This is a genomic window from Bradyrhizobium sp. LjRoot220 (genome assembly GCF_964252915.1).
Taxonomy (GTDB): Bacteria; Pseudomonadota; Alphaproteobacteria; order Rhizobiales; family Xanthobacteraceae; genus Bradyrhizobium.
Window position 1 is genome coordinate 242,545 of record NZ_CAXUPS020000007.1, and the last position, 15,505, is coordinate 258,049.

The 15,505-nt window shown below is 61.8% G+C and carries 21 protein-coding genes; 8 read left to right on the forward strand and 13 right to left on the reverse strand.

Translation table 11 applies throughout. From position 1 onward, the window contains the following. Window positions 1–85: 85 nt before the first annotated feature. The 4 genes from pqqA (at window position 86) to ACSQ84_RS26855 (ending at window position 1,842) form a co-directional block, all read left to right on the forward strand. Window positions 86–166 carry a pyrroloquinoline quinone precursor peptide PqqA gene (gene pqqA / locus ACSQ84_RS26840; RefSeq protein WP_192736930.1) on the forward strand — a complete coding sequence of 27 codons (81 nt, stop codon included), beginning with the start codon at window positions 86–88 and terminating at the stop codon, window positions 164–166. Between the two features lie 39 nt (window positions 167–205). Next, window positions 206–550 (forward strand): hypothetical protein, encoded by a 345-nt coding sequence (locus tag ACSQ84_RS26845; RefSeq protein ID WP_436214725.1) that lies wholly within the window; start codon window positions 206–208, stop codon window positions 548–550. A 62-nt stretch (window positions 551–612) separates the two neighbouring features. Next, a complete protein-coding gene (locus tag ACSQ84_RS26850) occupies window positions 613–1,482 on the forward strand; it encodes a hypothetical protein (protein ID WP_436214726.1) in 870 nt (289 codons plus the stop codon). Between the two features lie 123 nt (window positions 1,483–1,605). After that, window positions 1,606–1,842 (forward strand): hypothetical protein, encoded by a 237-nt coding sequence (locus ACSQ84_RS26855; protein ID WP_436214727.1) that lies wholly within the window; start codon window positions 1,606–1,608, stop codon window positions 1,840–1,842. Window positions 1,843–1,869: 27 nt separating this feature from the next. Here the strand turns inward: ACSQ84_RS26855 and ACSQ84_RS26860 are convergent, their stop codons facing one another. From ACSQ84_RS26860 to ACSQ84_RS26880, 5 genes are read right to left on the reverse strand one after another with little or no spacing between them, the layout of a single operon-like run. After that, window positions 1,870–2,220 (reverse strand): hypothetical protein, encoded by a 351-nt coding sequence (locus ACSQ84_RS26860; RefSeq protein ID WP_436214876.1) that lies wholly within the window; start codon window positions 2,218–2,220, stop codon window positions 1,870–1,872. 35 nt (window positions 2,221–2,255) lie between these two features. Then, window positions 2,256–3,047: a pentapeptide repeat-containing protein gene (locus tag ACSQ84_RS26865; RefSeq protein WP_436214728.1), complete on the reverse strand. Its 792-nt coding sequence runs from the start codon at window positions 3,045–3,047 to the stop codon at window positions 2,256–2,258. A 47-nt stretch (window positions 3,048–3,094) separates the two neighbouring features. Next, on the reverse strand, window positions 3,095–3,823 hold the full coding sequence (locus tag ACSQ84_RS26870) for an ABC transporter ATP-binding protein (RefSeq protein ID WP_436214729.1): 729 nt from the start codon (window positions 3,821–3,823) through the stop codon (window positions 3,095–3,097). Beyond that, window positions 3,813–4,550 (reverse strand): ABC transporter permease, encoded by a 738-nt coding sequence (locus ACSQ84_RS26875; RefSeq protein ID WP_436214730.1) that lies wholly within the window; start codon window positions 4,548–4,550, stop codon window positions 3,813–3,815. The genes ACSQ84_RS26870 and ACSQ84_RS26875 overlap by 11 nt, the downstream gene beginning before the upstream one ends. Before the next feature lies 1 nt (window position 4,551). Beyond that, a complete protein-coding gene (locus ACSQ84_RS26880) occupies window positions 4,552–5,514 on the reverse strand; it encodes an ABC transporter substrate-binding protein (RefSeq protein ID WP_436214877.1) in 963 nt (320 codons plus the stop codon). 101 nt (window positions 5,515–5,615) lie between these two features. Between ACSQ84_RS26880 and ACSQ84_RS26885 the strand changes: the two genes are divergently transcribed. Further along, window positions 5,616–5,975 carry a hypothetical protein gene (locus ACSQ84_RS26885; protein WP_436214731.1) on the forward strand — a complete coding sequence of 120 codons (360 nt, stop codon included), beginning with the start codon at window positions 5,616–5,618 and terminating at the stop codon, window positions 5,973–5,975. Window positions 5,976–6,011: 36 nt separating this feature from the next. Here the strand turns inward: ACSQ84_RS26885 and ACSQ84_RS26890 are convergent, their stop codons facing one another. Together ACSQ84_RS26890 and ACSQ84_RS26895 are read right to left on the reverse strand one after the other, a co-directional pair. After that, entirely contained in the window at window positions 6,012–6,851 is an 840-nt protein-coding gene (locus tag ACSQ84_RS26890) for a quinoprotein dehydrogenase-associated SoxYZ-like carrier (RefSeq protein ID WP_436214732.1), read from the reverse strand. 57 nt (window positions 6,852–6,908) lie between these two features. Further along, window positions 6,909–7,835 (reverse strand): quinoprotein relay system zinc metallohydrolase 2, encoded by a 927-nt coding sequence (locus ACSQ84_RS26895; RefSeq protein ID WP_436214733.1) that lies wholly within the window; start codon window positions 7,833–7,835, stop codon window positions 6,909–6,911. Window positions 7,836–8,009: 174 nt separating this feature from the next. On the opposite strand from ACSQ84_RS26895, the gene ACSQ84_RS26900 reads away from it, so the two are divergent. Together ACSQ84_RS26900 and ACSQ84_RS26905 are read left to right on the forward strand one after the other, a co-directional pair. Beyond that, a complete protein-coding gene (locus ACSQ84_RS26900; RefSeq protein ID WP_436214734.1) occupies window positions 8,010–8,894 on the forward strand; it encodes a substrate-binding domain-containing protein in 885 nt (294 codons plus the stop codon). Next, a complete protein-coding gene (locus ACSQ84_RS26905; RefSeq protein WP_436214735.1) occupies window positions 8,894–9,460 on the forward strand; it encodes a PQQ-dependent catabolism-associated CXXCW motif protein in 567 nt (188 codons plus the stop codon). Before ACSQ84_RS26900 ends, ACSQ84_RS26905 begins: the two co-directional genes overlap by 1 nt. Window positions 9,461–9,521: 61 nt before the next feature. Here the strand turns inward: ACSQ84_RS26905 and ACSQ84_RS26910 are convergent, their stop codons facing one another. The 5 genes from ACSQ84_RS26910 to ACSQ84_RS26930 are packed head-to-tail and all read right to left on the reverse strand — an operon-like array spanning window position 9,522 to window position 13,969. After that, complete coding sequence (locus ACSQ84_RS26910) at window positions 9,522–10,136, reverse strand: hypothetical protein (RefSeq protein WP_436214736.1); 615 nt, start codon at window positions 10,134–10,136, stop codon at window positions 9,522–9,524. Continuing rightward, window positions 10,133–10,981: an ABC transporter permease gene (locus tag ACSQ84_RS26915; protein ID WP_436214737.1), complete on the reverse strand. Its 849-nt coding sequence runs from the start codon at window positions 10,979–10,981 to the stop codon at window positions 10,133–10,135. Before ACSQ84_RS26915 ends, ACSQ84_RS26910 begins: the two co-directional genes overlap by 4 nt. Further along, window positions 10,978–11,799, reverse strand: coding sequence for an ABC transporter ATP-binding protein (locus ACSQ84_RS26920; RefSeq protein WP_436214738.1), 822 nt, complete (start codon window positions 11,797–11,799; stop codon window positions 10,978–10,980). The genes ACSQ84_RS26915 and ACSQ84_RS26920 overlap by 4 nt, the downstream gene beginning before the upstream one ends. Further along, window positions 11,796–12,803, reverse strand: coding sequence for a YVTN family beta-propeller repeat protein (locus ACSQ84_RS26925; protein ID WP_436214739.1), 1,008 nt, complete (start codon window positions 12,801–12,803; stop codon window positions 11,796–11,798). Before ACSQ84_RS26925 ends, ACSQ84_RS26920 begins: the two co-directional genes overlap by 4 nt. After that, window positions 12,788–13,969 carry an ABC transporter substrate-binding protein gene (locus tag ACSQ84_RS26930; RefSeq protein ID WP_436214740.1) on the reverse strand — a complete coding sequence of 394 codons (1,182 nt, stop codon included), beginning with the start codon at window positions 13,967–13,969 and terminating at the stop codon, window positions 12,788–12,790. The genes ACSQ84_RS26925 and ACSQ84_RS26930 overlap by 16 nt, the downstream gene beginning before the upstream one ends. 149 nt (window positions 13,970–14,118) lie before the next feature. Between ACSQ84_RS26930 and ACSQ84_RS26935 the strand changes: the two genes are divergently transcribed. After that, window positions 14,119–14,631, forward strand: a complete 513-nt coding sequence (locus ACSQ84_RS26935) for a DUF3280 domain-containing protein (RefSeq protein ID WP_436214741.1) — start codon at window positions 14,119–14,121, stop codon at window positions 14,629–14,631. 16 nt (window positions 14,632–14,647) lie between these two features. Here ACSQ84_RS26935 and fghA read toward each other — a convergent pair whose 3' ends face one another. Beyond that, the gene (gene fghA / locus ACSQ84_RS26940; RefSeq protein ID WP_436214742.1) at window positions 14,648–15,493 is read right to left on the reverse strand and encodes an S-formylglutathione hydrolase; all 846 of its coding nucleotides are present in this window, start codon (window positions 15,491–15,493) and stop codon (window positions 14,648–14,650) included. Window positions 15,494–15,505: the final 12 nt, after the last annotated feature.

Consider the following 15,505-nt stretch of genomic DNA (forward strand, 5'->3'; position numbering starts at 1 on the left):
ATGTTCCGTACTTGCGCTGGCTCCGGGGTGGCCCTAGGTTCTCCCCGGCGCGAACGTCGCGCCAAACTCGTTGGGAGGACCCCGAATGACCTGGAAGACTCCAAAAATCGTCGAAGTGTCGGTGGGCATGGAAATCAACATGTACGCCTGCGCATCGCGCAAATAGACTGCACCGAAACGTTCTGCCCGGCTCAGACTGCACTCTGTGCTTCGAGCCGCGGCAGACGTCCGGTTCAAGATTTCGTCCATCTCCATTTTTTTAGAACGCCACTTCATTTCAGAACATCACTTCATTTCAGAACGCCGCTTTGGTTCAGAACGCCGCTTCGCGAAATCATGTTCCCGACGTTCTCTTATATCGAACGGTGGTTGTATCGATCGGTTTGTCGAAAATGCCGATGCGGTCCAGATTGTTGCAGCACAAGTTCTGCCAACCGATGCCTCAAAATCTGATGTTGCTGCCGTCGCGTCAGGAGCGGCGTCGCCGCTGACTGGAATTCAGGGATTTCGCGTTCCGATTCGTTGGCTGCCGGCCCTTGTGGTGTGGTAGGGTGCGGCGTCGCTCAGTGACGCGCTTGTTTCATTCCGTCGTTTCATTCCTGTGGCTTGTGGATGCCAATTCGTTCGAAGATCTGCCGGGCGGTATTCGTCTGTCTCTCCGCCCTGCTTCCGGGTGGTGGTGTTTGCGCTGAAGGTATTGATACCGAGCATCTGTTCGGCTTCATGATCGGCACGGATATCGGCAGTGTCGGCGAGCGCGAATTCCAGAGCGAGACCACCGGTCGTTTTGCCAGGAATGGCGGAAAGTACCGGGCGATCGGCCAGGAATTCGAGTTGGAATTCGTGCCTGCCAGGAATGTTCGGGTGGAACTGGGGACCAGCTTTGCGTCTCATTACATCCGCGGCGTTCCAGGTCTGGAGGATCGGCGCCAATTGTCGTGGGAAGGCGTGTCCGTGGACCTGCGTTACCGGTTTCTCGATCGGGACGCGGCCCCATTCGGCTTGACCTTCGCGGTAGAAACCCACGCCAACCGCATCGACGAGACCACGGCGGCGGCGGTCCGAAGCTACGGGACGGGGTTAACGCTGGCGTTCGACCGCGAGGTGATTCCAAACCGCGCCGTCGCTGCCCTCAATCTGATTTATCAGCCGGAATGGTCGCGCCTCGTCGGCACCGGAGCCGCAGAGCAGGAATCGACCATCGGCGTTGCGCTCGGCCTGATGGTGCAAACACGTCCGGGCCTCTTTCTTGGTGGTGAAGCACGCTATCTGCGCCAATATGAAGGGATCGGTTTGCAGGAACTCGCGGGCCAGGCGCTGTTTGTTGGTCCCACCGCCTATTTTCAGTTGTCGCCGCGCTCGCGATTGACCGCAGCCTGGAGCGTTCAGGCATGGGGACGTCCGGCCGGGTCGAACGCAGCGCTCGATCTCGTCAACTTCGAACGCCATCAGGCGCGGCTGATATTCGGCATCAATTTTTGATGCGCGGCGATCGTGGGATCACCCGCGGTTCCCGGATTTTCACGGTGTAGTGAAACTTCGCCCCGTCCCTTACGTAACTGTTCGTGCTATCTGTTCAGCGAACCAGTTCCAGGGATATCAGGCATGAATGCGATCGACCTGATCATAACGGTATGTGCGGTGCTGTCGCCGGCCACCTGCGAAGAACGGCATTTGGTGTTTTCCTCGGACGTTTCCCCGCGGCAATGCGTCATGGCTGCGCAGCCCTATATCGCGCAATGGGCTGGCGAGCATCCGAAATGGACCGCGGTCAAGTGGCGCTGCGAATATCCGCGCGCCAACGACAAGGCGGATAATGGCGAAGTTGCGCCCGTGGGATGAAGTCATCTTGCGAGGCTGCCGCAAGCACTACTTGTTGCAGTCCTTCAAGTCCTTGTCGGCAATCGAAAATACCGCATCCGCCTTGATGTCGATTCCCTTCACCAGGCACTGCCTCGCGTCGGGATAACTCACCTTGGCATCGTATTGTCCGGGCTCCACGCCCGTGATGCGCAGGCGTTCATCGTGGTCGACCTCCTTGTCCTTGTCGTTCAGGGTCAGGTTTGGTCCCCAGGCGTCTTTTCCGGCCGGCGATAGCTGAAAGCCCGAGATCGTCGCGGTGGTCAGATTCCACAGCCGGATACCCTTGCCCTTGCTCTGCGCGGCAAGTTCGTCGGCGCCCGCCAACAACAGCACCACCAAGGCCAGCATCCAGCGCATCATGCAATCCTCCCGCAGCAAATCTGAAGCTGTCGCTACCTTATCAGGCGTTCCCGGTTTTTCGCCTTCTCGAAATTTTTCGCCTGGTCGAAGCCGATTGGTGTTTTCAACTTCGCTGAATCAAGATCGGCGCCGTCGAAATCAGTATCGATGGTCGTGACGCCGGTCAAATCGGCTCCGCCGAGTTGGGCGTTCTTGAGGGAAGCACCCGTCAGGTCGGCACCTTTCAGTGACGAAAATTCGAGATCGACGCGTGACAGATCGGCGCCGCGTGCATTCAACCGTTCCAGATTGGCGGATTTCAGCACCGCGCGCATCAGGCCCATCGATTGGTTACGCATGTCGGCGCTCAGGTTTGCGCCCGCGATCGAGGCTCCGACGAGGCTCGCGCCGGTAAGATCGGCAGCAACGCGTGCTCCGGAGAGATCGGCGCCATCGAGCCGGGCGCGAGCCATCTGCGAGGCGAACAGATTGGCGCCCTTCAGGCTCGCACCGGTCAGATCCGCCTCGAGCAGCCATGCCTGGTCGAGGATCGCACGATCGAGTTTGGCGCCGGCCAGCCTCGTCCTGTTGAGCCGCGCCGCGCGAAAGATCGCGCCGGACAGGTTGAGCCCTGACAGGTCGAGGCCGGATAGTCGCTTGCCGGTGAAGTCGGCGGGCACAGCAACGGTCGCGGCGGCAAGCGCGACCTCGACCTCGCCGCGAGTCATTTCGGCCGAGACCATATCGGGTGACGACAGGTCGACGTGGCGCATCATGTCCTGCGCCATTGCCGTCGCGGTCACAAGAGCAAGACCAAACGCTGCGGTTCCGATCGAACGTTTCATGGTCAATCCCGCCGATCACGTACTTTAGCACGCGCCTGAAACACTGCCTATGAGGCATCCCGCTCGGTGAGACCGCCGTTGATCCGCCGCATGATGTCCGCCTTGATCGCGGCGATCTCGGCATCGCCCCGCGCGCGGCGAGGCGTGCGGATCGGCAGCTCGGCAACAACCCGAGCCGGGCGCGGCGACAGCAGGAACAAACGGTCGCCAAGACGAGCCGCATCGTCGACGTCATGGGTAACCAGCAGCGTCATCACGGAACGGCCGTCCACCAGCATGGCAATCTGATCGCGCAGGCGGACGGCGAGGGCGTTATCAAGCGAGGCCAGCGGTTCGTCGAGAATGAGGAAATCTGGCTCGATGGCGAACGCGCGCGCAAGCGCGACGCGCCGGGCAAGGCCCAGCGATAATTCGCCGGGAAAATGGTTGCGATGTGCGTTCAATTCCAGAATTTCGAAGAGTGCTGAAAGCTTGGTTTCGTCGGCCAGAGGTGCGACAAGCCGGACATTTTCTTCGACCGATCGCCATGGCAGCAGCCGCGGTTCCTGGAACACCATGCCGATCCGCGCGCCGGCCGGACGCACGACACGCCCTTGAAAGTCGGGATCGAGGCCGGCGAGAATCCTCAGCATCGTACTCTTGCCGCAGCCGGATGGGCCGACGAACACGCCAACCTCGCCTGCATCGAGTGCAAAGGTCACGCCGGCGATCACGTCGTGCTGTTCGCCCGCCGCGCTCTTGAACGTCTTGCTGGCGATATCGACGTCAAGCCGCACGGGGGCGCCACCGGGATAGCCGGGCCTCAAATGGCTGCACCAACAAGGTTTCGATGACGAGCACGACCGCCGCGAAGCTCAGCGAGTACGCCAGCAAAAGCGGGATGTCGAACAACTGGAACGCCACGCCAATCTCGAAACCAACGCCGTTCGGGCGTCCGAGCAACTCCGCAACAAGGACGATCTTCCAGACCAGGGAAAGTCCGGATCGCGCGGCCGCTGCGATATAGGGCGCCAGTTGCGGCAATATGACGTGCCGGAACGTCCTTGCGCGCGGCAACGCAAATACTGTCGCCATTTCGTCGAGCGCTGCGTCGAGTGCCCGTGCCCCCTCACGCAGCGTAACGACAGCGGTCGGGAGCTTGTTGATGGCAATTGCGGCAATGGCAGCGACTTCCGTCAACCCAGCCCAGATGTAGGCGAGCACGATGACCACGAGCGCCGGCAAGTTGAGCAGCAGGATCAGCCAGGGATCGCCCAGCCGATCGGCAAGCCGCACCCGGCCCATCAGGTAGCCGATGGCGGCGCCCAGCGTCATCGCCAGGGTGAAGGCGAGGGCGACGCGCGCCAAGGTCACGCCGAGATTGAGGAACAAAGCGCCCGACTTCGCTTCCGCCAGCATCGCCGCGAGCACGGTGGGGGGAGGCGGCAGCTTGGCGTCGCCGGCGAGCAGCGAGGCGATCCACCAGGTTACGAAAAACACGGCGAATGATAAAAGGCGCGGCACCTCAGTCTCCCGGGATCGCGTGATAGAAGGTGCCGGATTCGAGTTCTCGCGCCGCCCCGACAATTTCACGGCCACCAATATCAGCCAGCACGCGGTAGAGGACGCGCGCGTCGGCTTCCTCGTCGGCGATCGGGCGACGTGGAATTCCCTCCCGATAACGATCGCGGTAGGCGCGGAGCGTTGCGGCATCGGGGGCACCGGTCAGCGGCGCAATTTTCTCCCACGCTGCATCCGAGGTCGACAGGATCTCTTTCGCCATCCGGGTCATGGCGATAAAGCGCGCTACTTTGTCCTGGTTTGCGTTCGCCCATGCTTCGTCGAAGACGTAGCCGATCATCGCGGTGCGGCCTTTGGCGCCAAGTTTCGGCAGCAGATCCTCAATGCCGGCGACGCGGCGGAAGCCTTTCGCTTCCAGCACGGCGCAGAAATTCCAGTAGTTCAAGTTGGCATCCATTTCCCCGCTGAGCGTCTTTGCCGCGAGCAGCGGCGGCGCGCCGTAAGCGATGGTCGCGTCCGACTTCAGGTCGATGCCGGCTTGTTTCAGCCACGCCTGCAACAGCAGCCAGTTCTTGTCGATCGGACCGCCCGCAACGGCGAGCTTGCGGCCCTTCAAATCGGTCAATGTCTGGATCGGCGACGAGGCCGGCACCATGACGGCGCCGAGCGCGCTCGAATAGGGGTAGAATGTCAGCTTGGCGCCAAGCGTGCGTTCACGCGACACCCACAACCAGTCGGAGACGATGATGTCGGCGTTGCCGGCGCGAAGCGCGATCTTGCCCGCCTCGGGGCTTGCGAGTTCGACAACCTCGACCGAGAGATTGGCCTGTTTGTCGAGACCATGGGCGCGGATCACGGCAAGTTCCCAGGCGAATGTTCCGGTTTTTTGCACCGCAACCCGCACAGTTTCCGCGCCGTAGCACAGGCCGGCTTGTGCAAACGCCATGATGACGGCGGCCAGCAGCATGCGAATGCAAATTGTCATGGTATCTCGAGCCGTTTTCGCGAGCGTCTTTTCAGCAGGACTGTCATAGCATAGCTTCCACGCTTCGTAGCGGGAGGAAGGGCATGACAAGTGTCGGATCGGTACGACGTATTGTCGCCGCGTTGACAGCGCTGATGACGATGGCAGCGATGGCGCGGGCCGACGAGGTCAACGACTATCCGACGTCGGCGCGCGCCGAATACGTCTTTGGTTGTCTCAAGGCGAATGGCGAGACACGGCAGGCGATCGAACAATGCTCCTGCTCGATCGATGTCATCGCATCGATCATCCCCTATGAGCGCTATGTCTCGGCCGAAACCGTCCTGAGCCTGTCGCAGGTCCGAGGCAATCTGGGGGGGCAGTTCCGCACCTCCGAGCAGGCAGCGGGCGCGCTCAATGACCTCAGGCGCGCGCAGGCTGAAGCTGAAGTGCGGTGCTTCTAGGGCAGGGCATTACCGACCCTGGCTCGCCGCGTCGCGTCAGATGCCGGAGTCCTCGACCTTCCATTCCTTCTGGAATACGTGGCCTTCGGTATCCCTGGCTTCGGCCCGGAAACGCGTTGCGCCGTTCGAAACGTAGGTAAAACGGATGTTGGGGTCTTCCGAAATCGAGATTCCGCCTTCCATCGTCAGCACCAGGCTATCGTCCTGCCACAGCCGTAACTGGTTGACGAAGAAGGCCGGGATGTAGAGCTGGGTGACCTGATCCATCTGGAGGCCGGAATGGCTGGGGTGACCGATCATGATCTGCGCCTCGCGAGCGCCGCTGGCGGGAACTTGGCCGAGTCCTTGGCCAGCCCGCGCGAACTGCCGGTATCGCATCTGGCCGAGTCTGCTCTTGGCCTCGTCGGCGTTCTTGGCGGCCGGCGCAGAGCAGCCGCCGGAGGCCTTCACGTAAGTCTTCGCCATATAGAGCTTGCCGTCGCTCAATTCGGCCACGGCATGAACATCGGTATAGTTGTTGACCCGCACGCGCGTCGAGATTTCCGTGACATTGGCGTCCGGGCCCAGTTCGAACTTCGCCGCCATCGGCGCCGGATTCTGGTCGATCACCAGCGTGATCCTCAGCACGCGGCGGCTGTCGCCCGGCGGGAGCTTGGTGCGCAGGGTGACCGGAACGATCGCCGCATCCTCGGCACGGTACGGCATCTCGATGCCGATCACGTCGGCGCCATCGTTCATCGGGCGATTGTTGAAGATATCCTGGACCAAGCCGGGCCACGGGTCATGCGCTTCGGGTGCAGCAGGCGCGACGCCTCCGCCGAGCATGACGCTCAGGAGGCTGGCGATGCAGAGCAGGCGGAAACGGCGTCCGGGCATGGCGGCAGCCCTCATTGCGATGAAACGTAGCGCCGTCACTATAGGGCATCGGGCGGGCTATTCCCATTCAATTTCCGAGAAGGCGGTTGTTGCATTGCGCGCGTTATAGTCGTCGAACAATTGCCATCGCGACCTTTCGGAGGCCGCGGCGGTATCGGCGGCAACCGTGATCGGTTCGCCGCGGGCAACAAGCTTGCGAACATCCGACGCCAGCGTTTCGAGGTAACGGCGTTGGTCGGTGAGGGCCCCCGGCCATTCGCTCACAGGTCCGTGACCGGGAATCACGCGTTGCGCGGGAAGAGTGCTGAGTTCGTCAATTACCCCCAGCCATCCGCGAACACTGCCGTCGAGCACCGGAATGTGGGTGAGGAACACGAGATCGCCCGCGAACAGGGTTTTGGTTTGCTCGTCGAATGCGGTGAGGTCGTTGTCGCTGTGCGCAGTGGGCCATGACCTCAAGGTCAGGATTCGCGAGCCGAGATCGAGCTTGACCGTGCCATCGACAAGCAACGTGGGCGGTATCATGCGCACTCCATCCATTGCCGGCGCACCCATGATCCGGCGAAATGCATCGAGATAGAACGGTCCGCGCGCCGCCAATGCCCGCGGCAGGTTCCGATGACCGACGAACTCGGTTCCATCGCTCACGAACGCGGCGCCGCCAAAGACGTGGTCAGGATGGCCGTGCGTGTAGATGACGTACCGGATCGGCTTGTCGGTTCGCGCAAGGATTGCCGCCTTCAGCCGCTGACCCTCGCGAACGCTGCCGCCGGTATCGATCACTGCAACCGCGCGCTCGCCAATGATGAATCCGACATTCGCAATCGCCCCGTCGTTCTCGCCCGACATCAGCGCGGTCCGGCCATGGTGCACGAATATTCCGGGAGCGACTTCGCTCACAGGCAATTCTTGCTGCTGGGCTTGCGATAGGGTGGACGTGACGAACACCGCTAGCAGGGCAAAGACTGAAACGCGATGAGCCATTTTTCTGCCTCAGTCTCGCCAAGGAGCGATTTCGATGGCTTGGGTATTCCGTCAAGCTGGTTTGCGGCGCAGCATGCAAAGCGAATCCAGCACGGGGATATTCCTGTTGCATGCCAGGACACGCTGAGCAATTGATGGCCAGCGGGCGAAGACCGATCAAGAGGGAAACGCACGATGACAGATAAGAGACGACGCTGCCGCCTGCTGGTCTCGCTTCTCGCGGTCGCCGCAATATTCGCCGGTAGGGATATCGCCAACGCGCAGACCAATGATACCAGCGACCTTTCGATCGAGCTCGTCGATCCCAAGGTACTGAGAGTGTGCGCCGACCCGCGCAATTTGCCGTTCTCAAACGACAAGGGCGAGGGATTCGAGAACAAGCTCGGCGAGCTGTTTGCGGAAAAGCTGCAGAAAAAGCTGGACTATGCGTACTACCCGCAAGCGGCCGGTTTTGTCCGGATGACGCTCGCCGCCCATCGTTGCGACGTCATCATGGGCTATCCGCAAGGCGACGACCTGGTGCAGGGCACCAATCCCTACTACCGGACCGCTTACGCGCTGGTGGTCAGGCAAGGCGGCGGCCTTGACGAGGTCGCGGCGCTGGGGGATGCGCGCCTGAAAGGCAAGCATATCGGCATTGTCGCCGGCACGCCGCCGGCCACCAATATGACCGCCAATGGTTTGATGGCGGAAGCCAAGTCCTATCCGCTGATGGTCGATACGCGGATCGATTCGTCGGCAGAAGTCATGATCAACGATCTGACGTCGGGAAAGATCGACGCCGCCATTCTGTGGGGACCGCTCGCCGGCTTCTACGCCAAAAAGGCCACCCCGCCGCTTCATGTCACGCCGCTTGTCAAGGAAACCACGGGACCGCGGCTCGCCTATCGCATCGGCATGGCCGTCCGTCCGGCCGACCAGAACTGGAAGCGGCACCTGAACCGCCTGATCCAGGAGAACCAGCCGGCCATCAACAGGATATTGCTCGACTTCGGCGTTCCCTTGCTCGACGAGAATGACCGGCCGATCGGCGCGGAGACGGCGAAGAAGTCGCCCTGATGCGAAGGCTTGCGTGCGTGGTGGCTGCGGCCCTTGCCCTCGCCGCCAATGCCCACGCGCAGCAGAACGTGCCGGAGCCTGACGGATATCGCACCGACAATTATCGCGCGGCTGTTCCTGCAACACTCGCCGGTGTGCGCGTCGTCACGACCGCGGAGGCCGAAACGATCTGGCGCGCAGGTTCGGGTGTTTTCATCGACGTGCTGCCGCGGGCGCCGAAGCCGCCAAATCTTCCCGCCGGCACGGTCTGGCGCGACACACCGCGGCTCAACATTCCCGGCAGCGTCTGGTTGCCGGACACTGGTTACGGCAAACTGGCGGAGGCAACCGAAGCCTATCTGCGGCGTGGGCTTGAGCGGGCTTCCGGCGGCAACAAGGCCGCGCTGCTCGTGATCTACTGCCAGGAAAATTGCTGGATGTCCTGGAACGCGGCGAAGCGAGTGCTGTCCTACGGTTATCGCAATGTGGTCTGGTACCCCGAGGGAAGCGAGGGCTGGGAGCGCGCCAACCTGCCGGTCGCTGAAGCGACGCCTGAGCCCAGAACGGAAGAGAACGGGGGCAAATGAGGGGCCTGGGCACAAAAATGCGAAAACAACCCCATGCAAAGATAGCAAGAGCCTGTAATCGCTACTCAATTTCCTGCTGGATCATGCGGCCGAGCGCGAACAGCCGCTGGTCGATCACGGTGGGCACCTCACAGACGAACTTGACCACACGCTGCCGGTCCTCAAAAATCCGGGTTTGCCAGACCATGTGATTGCTGAGTTCATCGATCTTGGCCTGATCGGGCGGCGACGCGCCCTGCAGGGCGTGCAGCGCCGACACGTCGGACCGGATCTTGTCGGCGGCCTCGCGCTGCTTGCGGGTAATCCGTTCCAATCCGTTCATGACCGACACACGCTGCGCGTTGAGGCTGTCGAACAGGCCGGCGAACAGCAGCTTGCCTGTCGTGGCCTTGTCGGTCGGCGGGCTTGCCAGAAATTCCGCGATCAGCTTCTGCGCGTCGTCAAGGGAAGTCCGCCTTGCGGCCAGCTTCGCCACCAGCGTGCTTACCTTGGCATCGTCCTTCCATTTGTCCTTGATATCGTCGAGCGGCGGACCGGCCCACACCGCGGCGAGCGAAATGTCGGGCACCTTGGCCTGGGTGCACGGCCAGTCCGGATAGCGCGGATCGGCGGCAAGGCAGACGTCGGTCGATGCCGCGACGAAGAAGAGCGTCCCGATCGCGATCTGCCATCTCATGCTTCGGCTCCGGCGGGCCCGCGGCGGACCATGCCGCGCGATGGATCATAGGCGTATATCGCGCCGATCATGAAAGCCGCCGTGCAGCAAAACACGACGGCAAGCGAAATCCAGTTCGTCTGTCCATACAGCGCAAAGCGTATCAGTTCGACGGCATGGGTAAATGGATTGAACTGGCAGACATAATAGAGCAGCGGGCTGCCCTCCTGCACCCGCCACAGCGGATAGAGCGCCGATGAAGCAAAGAACATCGGGAAGATGACGAAATTCATCACCCCGGCAAAGTTCTCGAGCTGCTTGATGCCGGAGGAAATCAGCATGCCGAGCGCGCCGAGCATCAAGCCCGAAACGATCAGCGCCGGCAGCACCGTGAGATAGCCGATCGGCGGCGGCGCGATGTCCCAGAACCACGCGATCAACAGGAAGGCGTAGACCTGGAGCAGCGAGACCGCAGTGCCCGCAACGAGCTTGCAGAACAACAGATACCAGCGCGGCAGCGGGCTCACCAGCAGGGTCCGCATGTTGCCCATCTCGCGATCGTAGACCATCGAAAGCGACGACTGCATGCCGTTGAAGAGCTGGATCATCGCCATCAATCCCGGCGCGATATAGACCTCATAGAGAATGTAGGTCTCGTATGGCGGGATGATGGAGATGCCGAGGACCTGACGGAAGCCGGCGGCGAAGATGAACAACCACACCAGCGGCCTGACCAGCGCTGAAACAAAGCGTTCGCGCTGGTGTACGAAGCGCAGGGCTTCGCGCCACACAATGCCGTTCAGGCAGGTGATGTATTGCGCGAGCGAGAAGCCGCTCCGATCCTGATCGACGGTCGTGGAACTCATGACGCCGGGCTCCCGGAATCCGCCGCAGCCCCAGTCAAGCGCATGAATGCGGAATTGATGTCACGGGCTCCGGCATCGGCGATGATATTCTGGGCCGGACCATGCGCAAGAACCCGGCCCTGATGCAGGACAACGAGGTCGTCACCGGGCACGACCTCGTCGAACAGATGGGTGGCCCATAGCACGCCGATGTCCTGCTCGATAACGAGCTGCCGGACGTGGCCGAGGATGTCGGCACGGGCCTTGACGTCGAGCCCGACAGTGGCCTCGTCAAGCAGCAACAGGCGCGGGCGATGCAGCAGGGCGCGCGCGATTTCCAGCCGTCGCATCTGGCCGCCCGAGAGGTCGCGAACCTTGCTGCCGGCCCGGTCGGCAAGGGCGATGCGCGTCAGCACTTCGTCGCTGCGCAGCCGTGCCTCGCGCTTGGCGATGCCGTGCAGCGCGGCGTGATAGAGCAGGTTTTGCGTCACCGAGAGATCGAGATCGAGCGTCCGTGACTGGAATACGACGCCGAGCAGCCGTAGCGCCTCGCCTGGCGTCTGGCTGATATCGTGGCCGAAAATGCCGATACGTCCAACCTGAATGCCGAACAGCCGCGTAATCAGCGCGAACAACGTGCTCTTGCCGGCACCATTGAGGCCAAGCAACGCCGTGAAGCTGGCCGGTGCAACCGCGAAGCTGACGTCGACCAAAGCGCGCCTTGGCCCGTAGGAATGGCTGACGCCTTCGATCGACAAGGCGGGGCTAGCCGCAGGATCGCCCCGGGGGCGGGAGTCCGGCGGTATGGGTCCGGCGGTGTGTGCGTCGATGGCTGTCATGGCTCAGCGAACGTAATCCCCCAGGGCAGCTCGCCGACCTGGATTGTCTTGATCACCTTTTGCGCCGACACGTCGATGACCGAGACGTCGTTGGAGACGCCGTTGGTCACCAGCAGATATTTTTCATCCGGGGTGAAGGCCATGTGCCAGACGCGCTGGCCGACCAGAAGATACTTCGTGACCTTGTGGGTGGCGGCATCGACGACGGCAACGCGGTTGGCAGGGCCGAGCGCAACGAAACCGGTCTTACCGTCTTTGGTGATACCGATGCCGACCGGCTGGATCGCCTCGCGCCGCAGGCCGGGAACACTGAACTCGATCTTGCCGGTAATGGTGCGCTTGGCTGGGTCGATGATGGAGACGGTACCGCCGATCTCGGACGAGACCCACACTTCGGAGTTGTCGCGTTTGAACTCGGCAAAGCGTGGCCGCGCATCGACCAATACGTTGGCGACGATCTGGCGCGTGGCGGTGTCGATGAAATGCGCCATGTTGGTGGTCTCGGAGGTATTGATCAGGATCTTGCCGTCCGGGCTGAGGGCCATGCCCTCAGGCTCGACGCCGACCTGGATGTCACCGAGGCGGACGCGCTTTTCGAGGTCGATGATGGTGACCGTGTTGTCGTTCTCGTTGGCGACATAGAGCAGCTTGCCGGCGGCATCCTGGGTGAACAGCTCCGGATCGGGACCGGAGGGCAGGCTGTCGACCACCTGATGGGTCGCGGTATCGATCACTTCGATCTTGTCGTCGTCGCCGACCGCGACCAGCACGAACTTGCCGTTCCTGGTGAATTCGATACCGCGCGGGCGCTGACCGACCTTGATGGTATGGGTGACCGTCCATTTGTCGGTATCGATCACCGATACCGTGTTGCTTTTCTCATTCGAGACATAGGCGATGAAAGCCGCAGCAGGCGTAACGGCCGTGAGCCACACGGCGATTCCCGAAAGCAGGCACCAGCGCCACATCCGCCATTCCTCCAAAATTTCTAATTGAATTTGCATTTGGTTTCGGGCCGGTCGACGCCGAGTGTGTCGAGTTCGGAGTGCTGATGCAAGAATGCCTCCTGCGGTGAAACCGACACGACCATGCGGCCGTCGACCAGCAGGATCGGCTGGCGCAGCTGCAGGTTCCAGTCCCGCAGCGTCAGCCGTTGTCCCTTGAACGCCGCAACCGAGAAATCCGGCTTCTTGAGAAAATCAAACACCGATTTCGGGTCGCCGGAGTTGATGCGCGATGTGGCTTCGCCGATCATGCGCGCCGCGGTCCATGCCTGCATGTCCCGCGCCGTCATGCGCCGCGAATTCAGTTTGATGAAGCGGTTTTGGATCTGGATCGCGCCCCACTGGTCGTGCGCCGCATCCCAGCTCGTCGGCACGAGGCCCGCTGAGCCTGCGATCGGCCGCGGGTCCCAGGTTCGGTAGGGCAGATAGGATGCGAACACCTCGCTTTCGTCCGCGGCGACAAGGACGTCATAGGCCGGCGCAGCTTGGGTAAACACCGGCATTTGGCGCTGGATCAGCGTGACGCCGCTGTCGGTGCGCCGCGCGCCGCCGGTATCCTCGAACACCCTTTCCTGAACGATCTTGGCGCCAAAGCGGGTCGCGGCACGCCGCAGCGCGTCGGCGTAAAGCTTGTCGGCTTCATGCGAGCCGACCACCAGCAGCCAGCGCTTCCACTGCTTCCACACCAGATACTGGGCCAGCGCGTCGGCGAGCATCGATCGGGTCGGCGCAACATGGATCACATTGGCGCGGCAATCCTGTTCGCGCAGGCGGTCGTCGATCGCGCCGGCGTTCACCAGTACGGTTTTGCGATCGCGCAATGCATCGGCCGCCTTTAACAGCGCGTCGGCAGGCAGATCGGTGATGATGAAGCCATTGCGGTCGGCCAGGGCCATCGCTGCCTTGGCGACATCCTCGCCGTCCTTCAGCCGGATTTCCTCGAGGAAGAAGCGCTGATTGAGGAATTTTCCGGTGGTGTTGTTGTCCTCGATCGCAAGACGCGCACCGGCAATGCCGTCGTTTTCCGAGGGTTGCTCGACAAGGGATAATTTCGATTTGATGCCGGCGAGGCCGAGATAGCCGACGCGGATCTCGACCGGGTCGGCCGCAAGCGCGCGGCAGGCCACGAGGCTCAGTCCGATTACGCCGGCCAACCATCGGATCATGGGCGCTCCCTGATTTTCCTCCTCGACTTGCCGACGATGGAGGGATGCTTGTCTGGCAAGCACACTTGACTTGAAACTTGACTGAATTGTTCTAGCTTGCAAGTCCGCATTTTGTCGTTGCTCAATCGCCGGCGTCAGGGATCACGATCATGAGACCGTACTTTGGCTTTGCCGCGCTGATGCTGCTGGTGTCGGTGCCGGCGCGTGCCGATCCGCCGAAGCTTGCCATTTTCGATTTCGAGTTGCTGGATACCAGCCTCGAGGGCGAGATGAGGGGGCCACAAGCCGACGAGCGCGATCGACTGATTCAGATCAGCGATCAGGTGCGTCGGCAGTTGACCGAATCCAATAAATTCCAGTTGCTCGATATTTCGCCGGTGAAGGCTGCGGCCGAGGGCAGCAATCTGCAGGCCTGCGGCGGTTGCGACGTCCAGTATGCGCAGCGCATCGGCGCCGATCTCGTCATCACGGGTGTCATGAAGAAGATTTCGACCTTGATTCTCAACCTGACCATCTTCGTGCGCGACGTTCACACTGGACAGCTCATTACCGCAATGAACGCCGATTTTCGCGGCAACACCGATGAATCCTGGACGCGGGCAACCAGCTATCTCGTGCGCAACCGGTTGCTGGCGCCCAATTATGGCAAGCCCCAGCCATAACGAACTGCGGACCAATTCAAGCCTTCAGGCGCGGAGCGTGCCAGCGCAGGTGATCGCTCATGAAGCTTGAGATGAAGAAATAGCTGTGGTCGTAACCGTCCTGGCGGCGCAGGGTGAGGGGAATGTTCGCCTTCTCGCAGGCGCTTTTGAGTAATTCCGGGCGAAGCTGCTCAGCCAGAAACGAATCGGCGTCGCCATAATCCACCAGTAGATCGGAGAATTTGGCACCGTCCTCGATCAACGCAACGGCATCATGTCTGCGCCATGCCTGCTTGTTGTCGCCGAGATAGCCTCCCAGCGCCTTGATGCCCCACGGCACCTGCGAGGGCGCGACGATTGGCGCAAAGGCGCTGGCGGCGCGGTATCGGTCGGGATGGCGCAGGGCGACCGTCAGTGCACCGTGGCCGCCCATGGAATGACCGAGGATGGATTGCCGGCCGGCATCGACCGGGAAATGCGCGGCGACCAGTTTCGGCAGTTCTTCCGTGACATAACTCCACATGCGGTAGTTACGCGCGAACGGCTCTTGTGTGGCGTCGACGTAAAAGCCGGCGCCGAGCCCGAAATCGTACGCGCCGGCGGGATCGCCGGGCACTTTGTCGCCGCGCGGGCTGGTATCCGGTGCGACGAAGACCAGGCCGAGTTCAGCGCAGGCACCGCGGAATTCGCCTTTTTCCGTGACATTGGCGTGGGTGCAGGTCAATCCCGACAGATACCAGACCACCGGCAGCTTGGCGCCATCCCGATGCGGAGGGACGTAGACCGAAAATGTCATGTCGGTCCCGGTCTCGGCGCTGGCGTGCTTGTAAACGCCCTGCACGCCGCCATGCGATTTGTTGAGCGAAACCGTTTGAATCGTCATGAACTCACCTTT

Coding starts and splice junctions, on each gene's coding strand:
- fghA (WP_436214742.1), bottom strand. CDS start 15,493: ATGACGATTCAAACGGTTTCGCTCAACAAATCGCATGGCGGCGTGCAG.
- ACSQ84_RS26910 (WP_436214736.1), bottom strand. CDS start 10,136: ATGAGATGGCAGATCGCGATCGGGACGCTCTTCTTCGTCGCGGCATCG.
- ACSQ84_RS26865 (WP_436214728.1), bottom strand. CDS start 3,047: ATGAAACGTTCGATCGGAACCGCAGCGTTTGGTCTTGCTCTTGTGACC.
- ACSQ84_RS26895 (WP_436214733.1), bottom strand. CDS start 7,835: ATGGCTCATCGCGTTTCAGTCTTTGCCCTGCTAGCGGTGTTCGTCACG.
- ACSQ84_RS26920 (WP_436214738.1), bottom strand. CDS start 11,799: ATGACAGCCATCGACGCACACACCGCCGGACCCATACCGCCGGACTCC.
- ACSQ84_RS26900 (WP_436214734.1), top strand. CDS start 8,010: ATGACAGATAAGAGACGACGCTGCCGCCTGCTGGTCTCGCTTCTCGCG.
- ACSQ84_RS26925 (WP_436214739.1), bottom strand. CDS start 12,803: ATGCAAATTCAATTAGAAATTTTGGAGGAATGGCGGATGTGGCGCTGG.
- ACSQ84_RS26905 (WP_436214735.1), top strand. CDS start 8,894: ATGCGAAGGCTTGCGTGCGTGGTGGCTGCGGCCCTTGCCCTCGCCGCC.
- ACSQ84_RS26850 (WP_436214726.1), top strand. CDS start 613: ATGCCAATTCGTTCGAAGATCTGCCGGGCGGTATTCGTCTGTCTCTCC.
- ACSQ84_RS26885 (WP_436214731.1), top strand. CDS start 5,616: ATGACAAGTGTCGGATCGGTACGACGTATTGTCGCCGCGTTGACAGCG.
- ACSQ84_RS26860 (WP_436214876.1), bottom strand. CDS start 2,220: ATGCGCTGGATGCTGGCCTTGGTGGTGCTGTTGTTGGCGGGCGCCGAC.
- ACSQ84_RS26890 (WP_436214732.1), bottom strand. CDS start 6,851: ATGCCCGGACGCCGTTTCCGCCTGCTCTGCATCGCCAGCCTCCTGAGC.
- ACSQ84_RS26855 (WP_436214727.1), top strand. CDS start 1,606: ATGAATGCGATCGACCTGATCATAACGGTATGTGCGGTGCTGTCGCCG.
- ACSQ84_RS26935 (WP_436214741.1), top strand. CDS start 14,119: ATGAGACCGTACTTTGGCTTTGCCGCGCTGATGCTGCTGGTGTCGGTG.
- ACSQ84_RS26930 (WP_436214740.1), bottom strand. CDS start 13,969: ATGATCCGATGGTTGGCCGGCGTAATCGGACTGAGCCTCGTGGCCTGC.
- ACSQ84_RS26880 (WP_436214877.1), bottom strand. CDS start 5,514: ATGCTGCTGGCCGCCGTCATCATGGCGTTTGCACAAGCCGGCCTGTGC.
- ACSQ84_RS26915 (WP_436214737.1), bottom strand. CDS start 10,981: ATGAGTTCCACGACCGTCGATCAGGATCGGAGCGGCTTCTCGCTCGCG.
- pqqA (WP_192736930.1), top strand. CDS start 86: ATGACCTGGAAGACTCCAAAAATCGTCGAAGTGTCGGTGGGCATGGAA.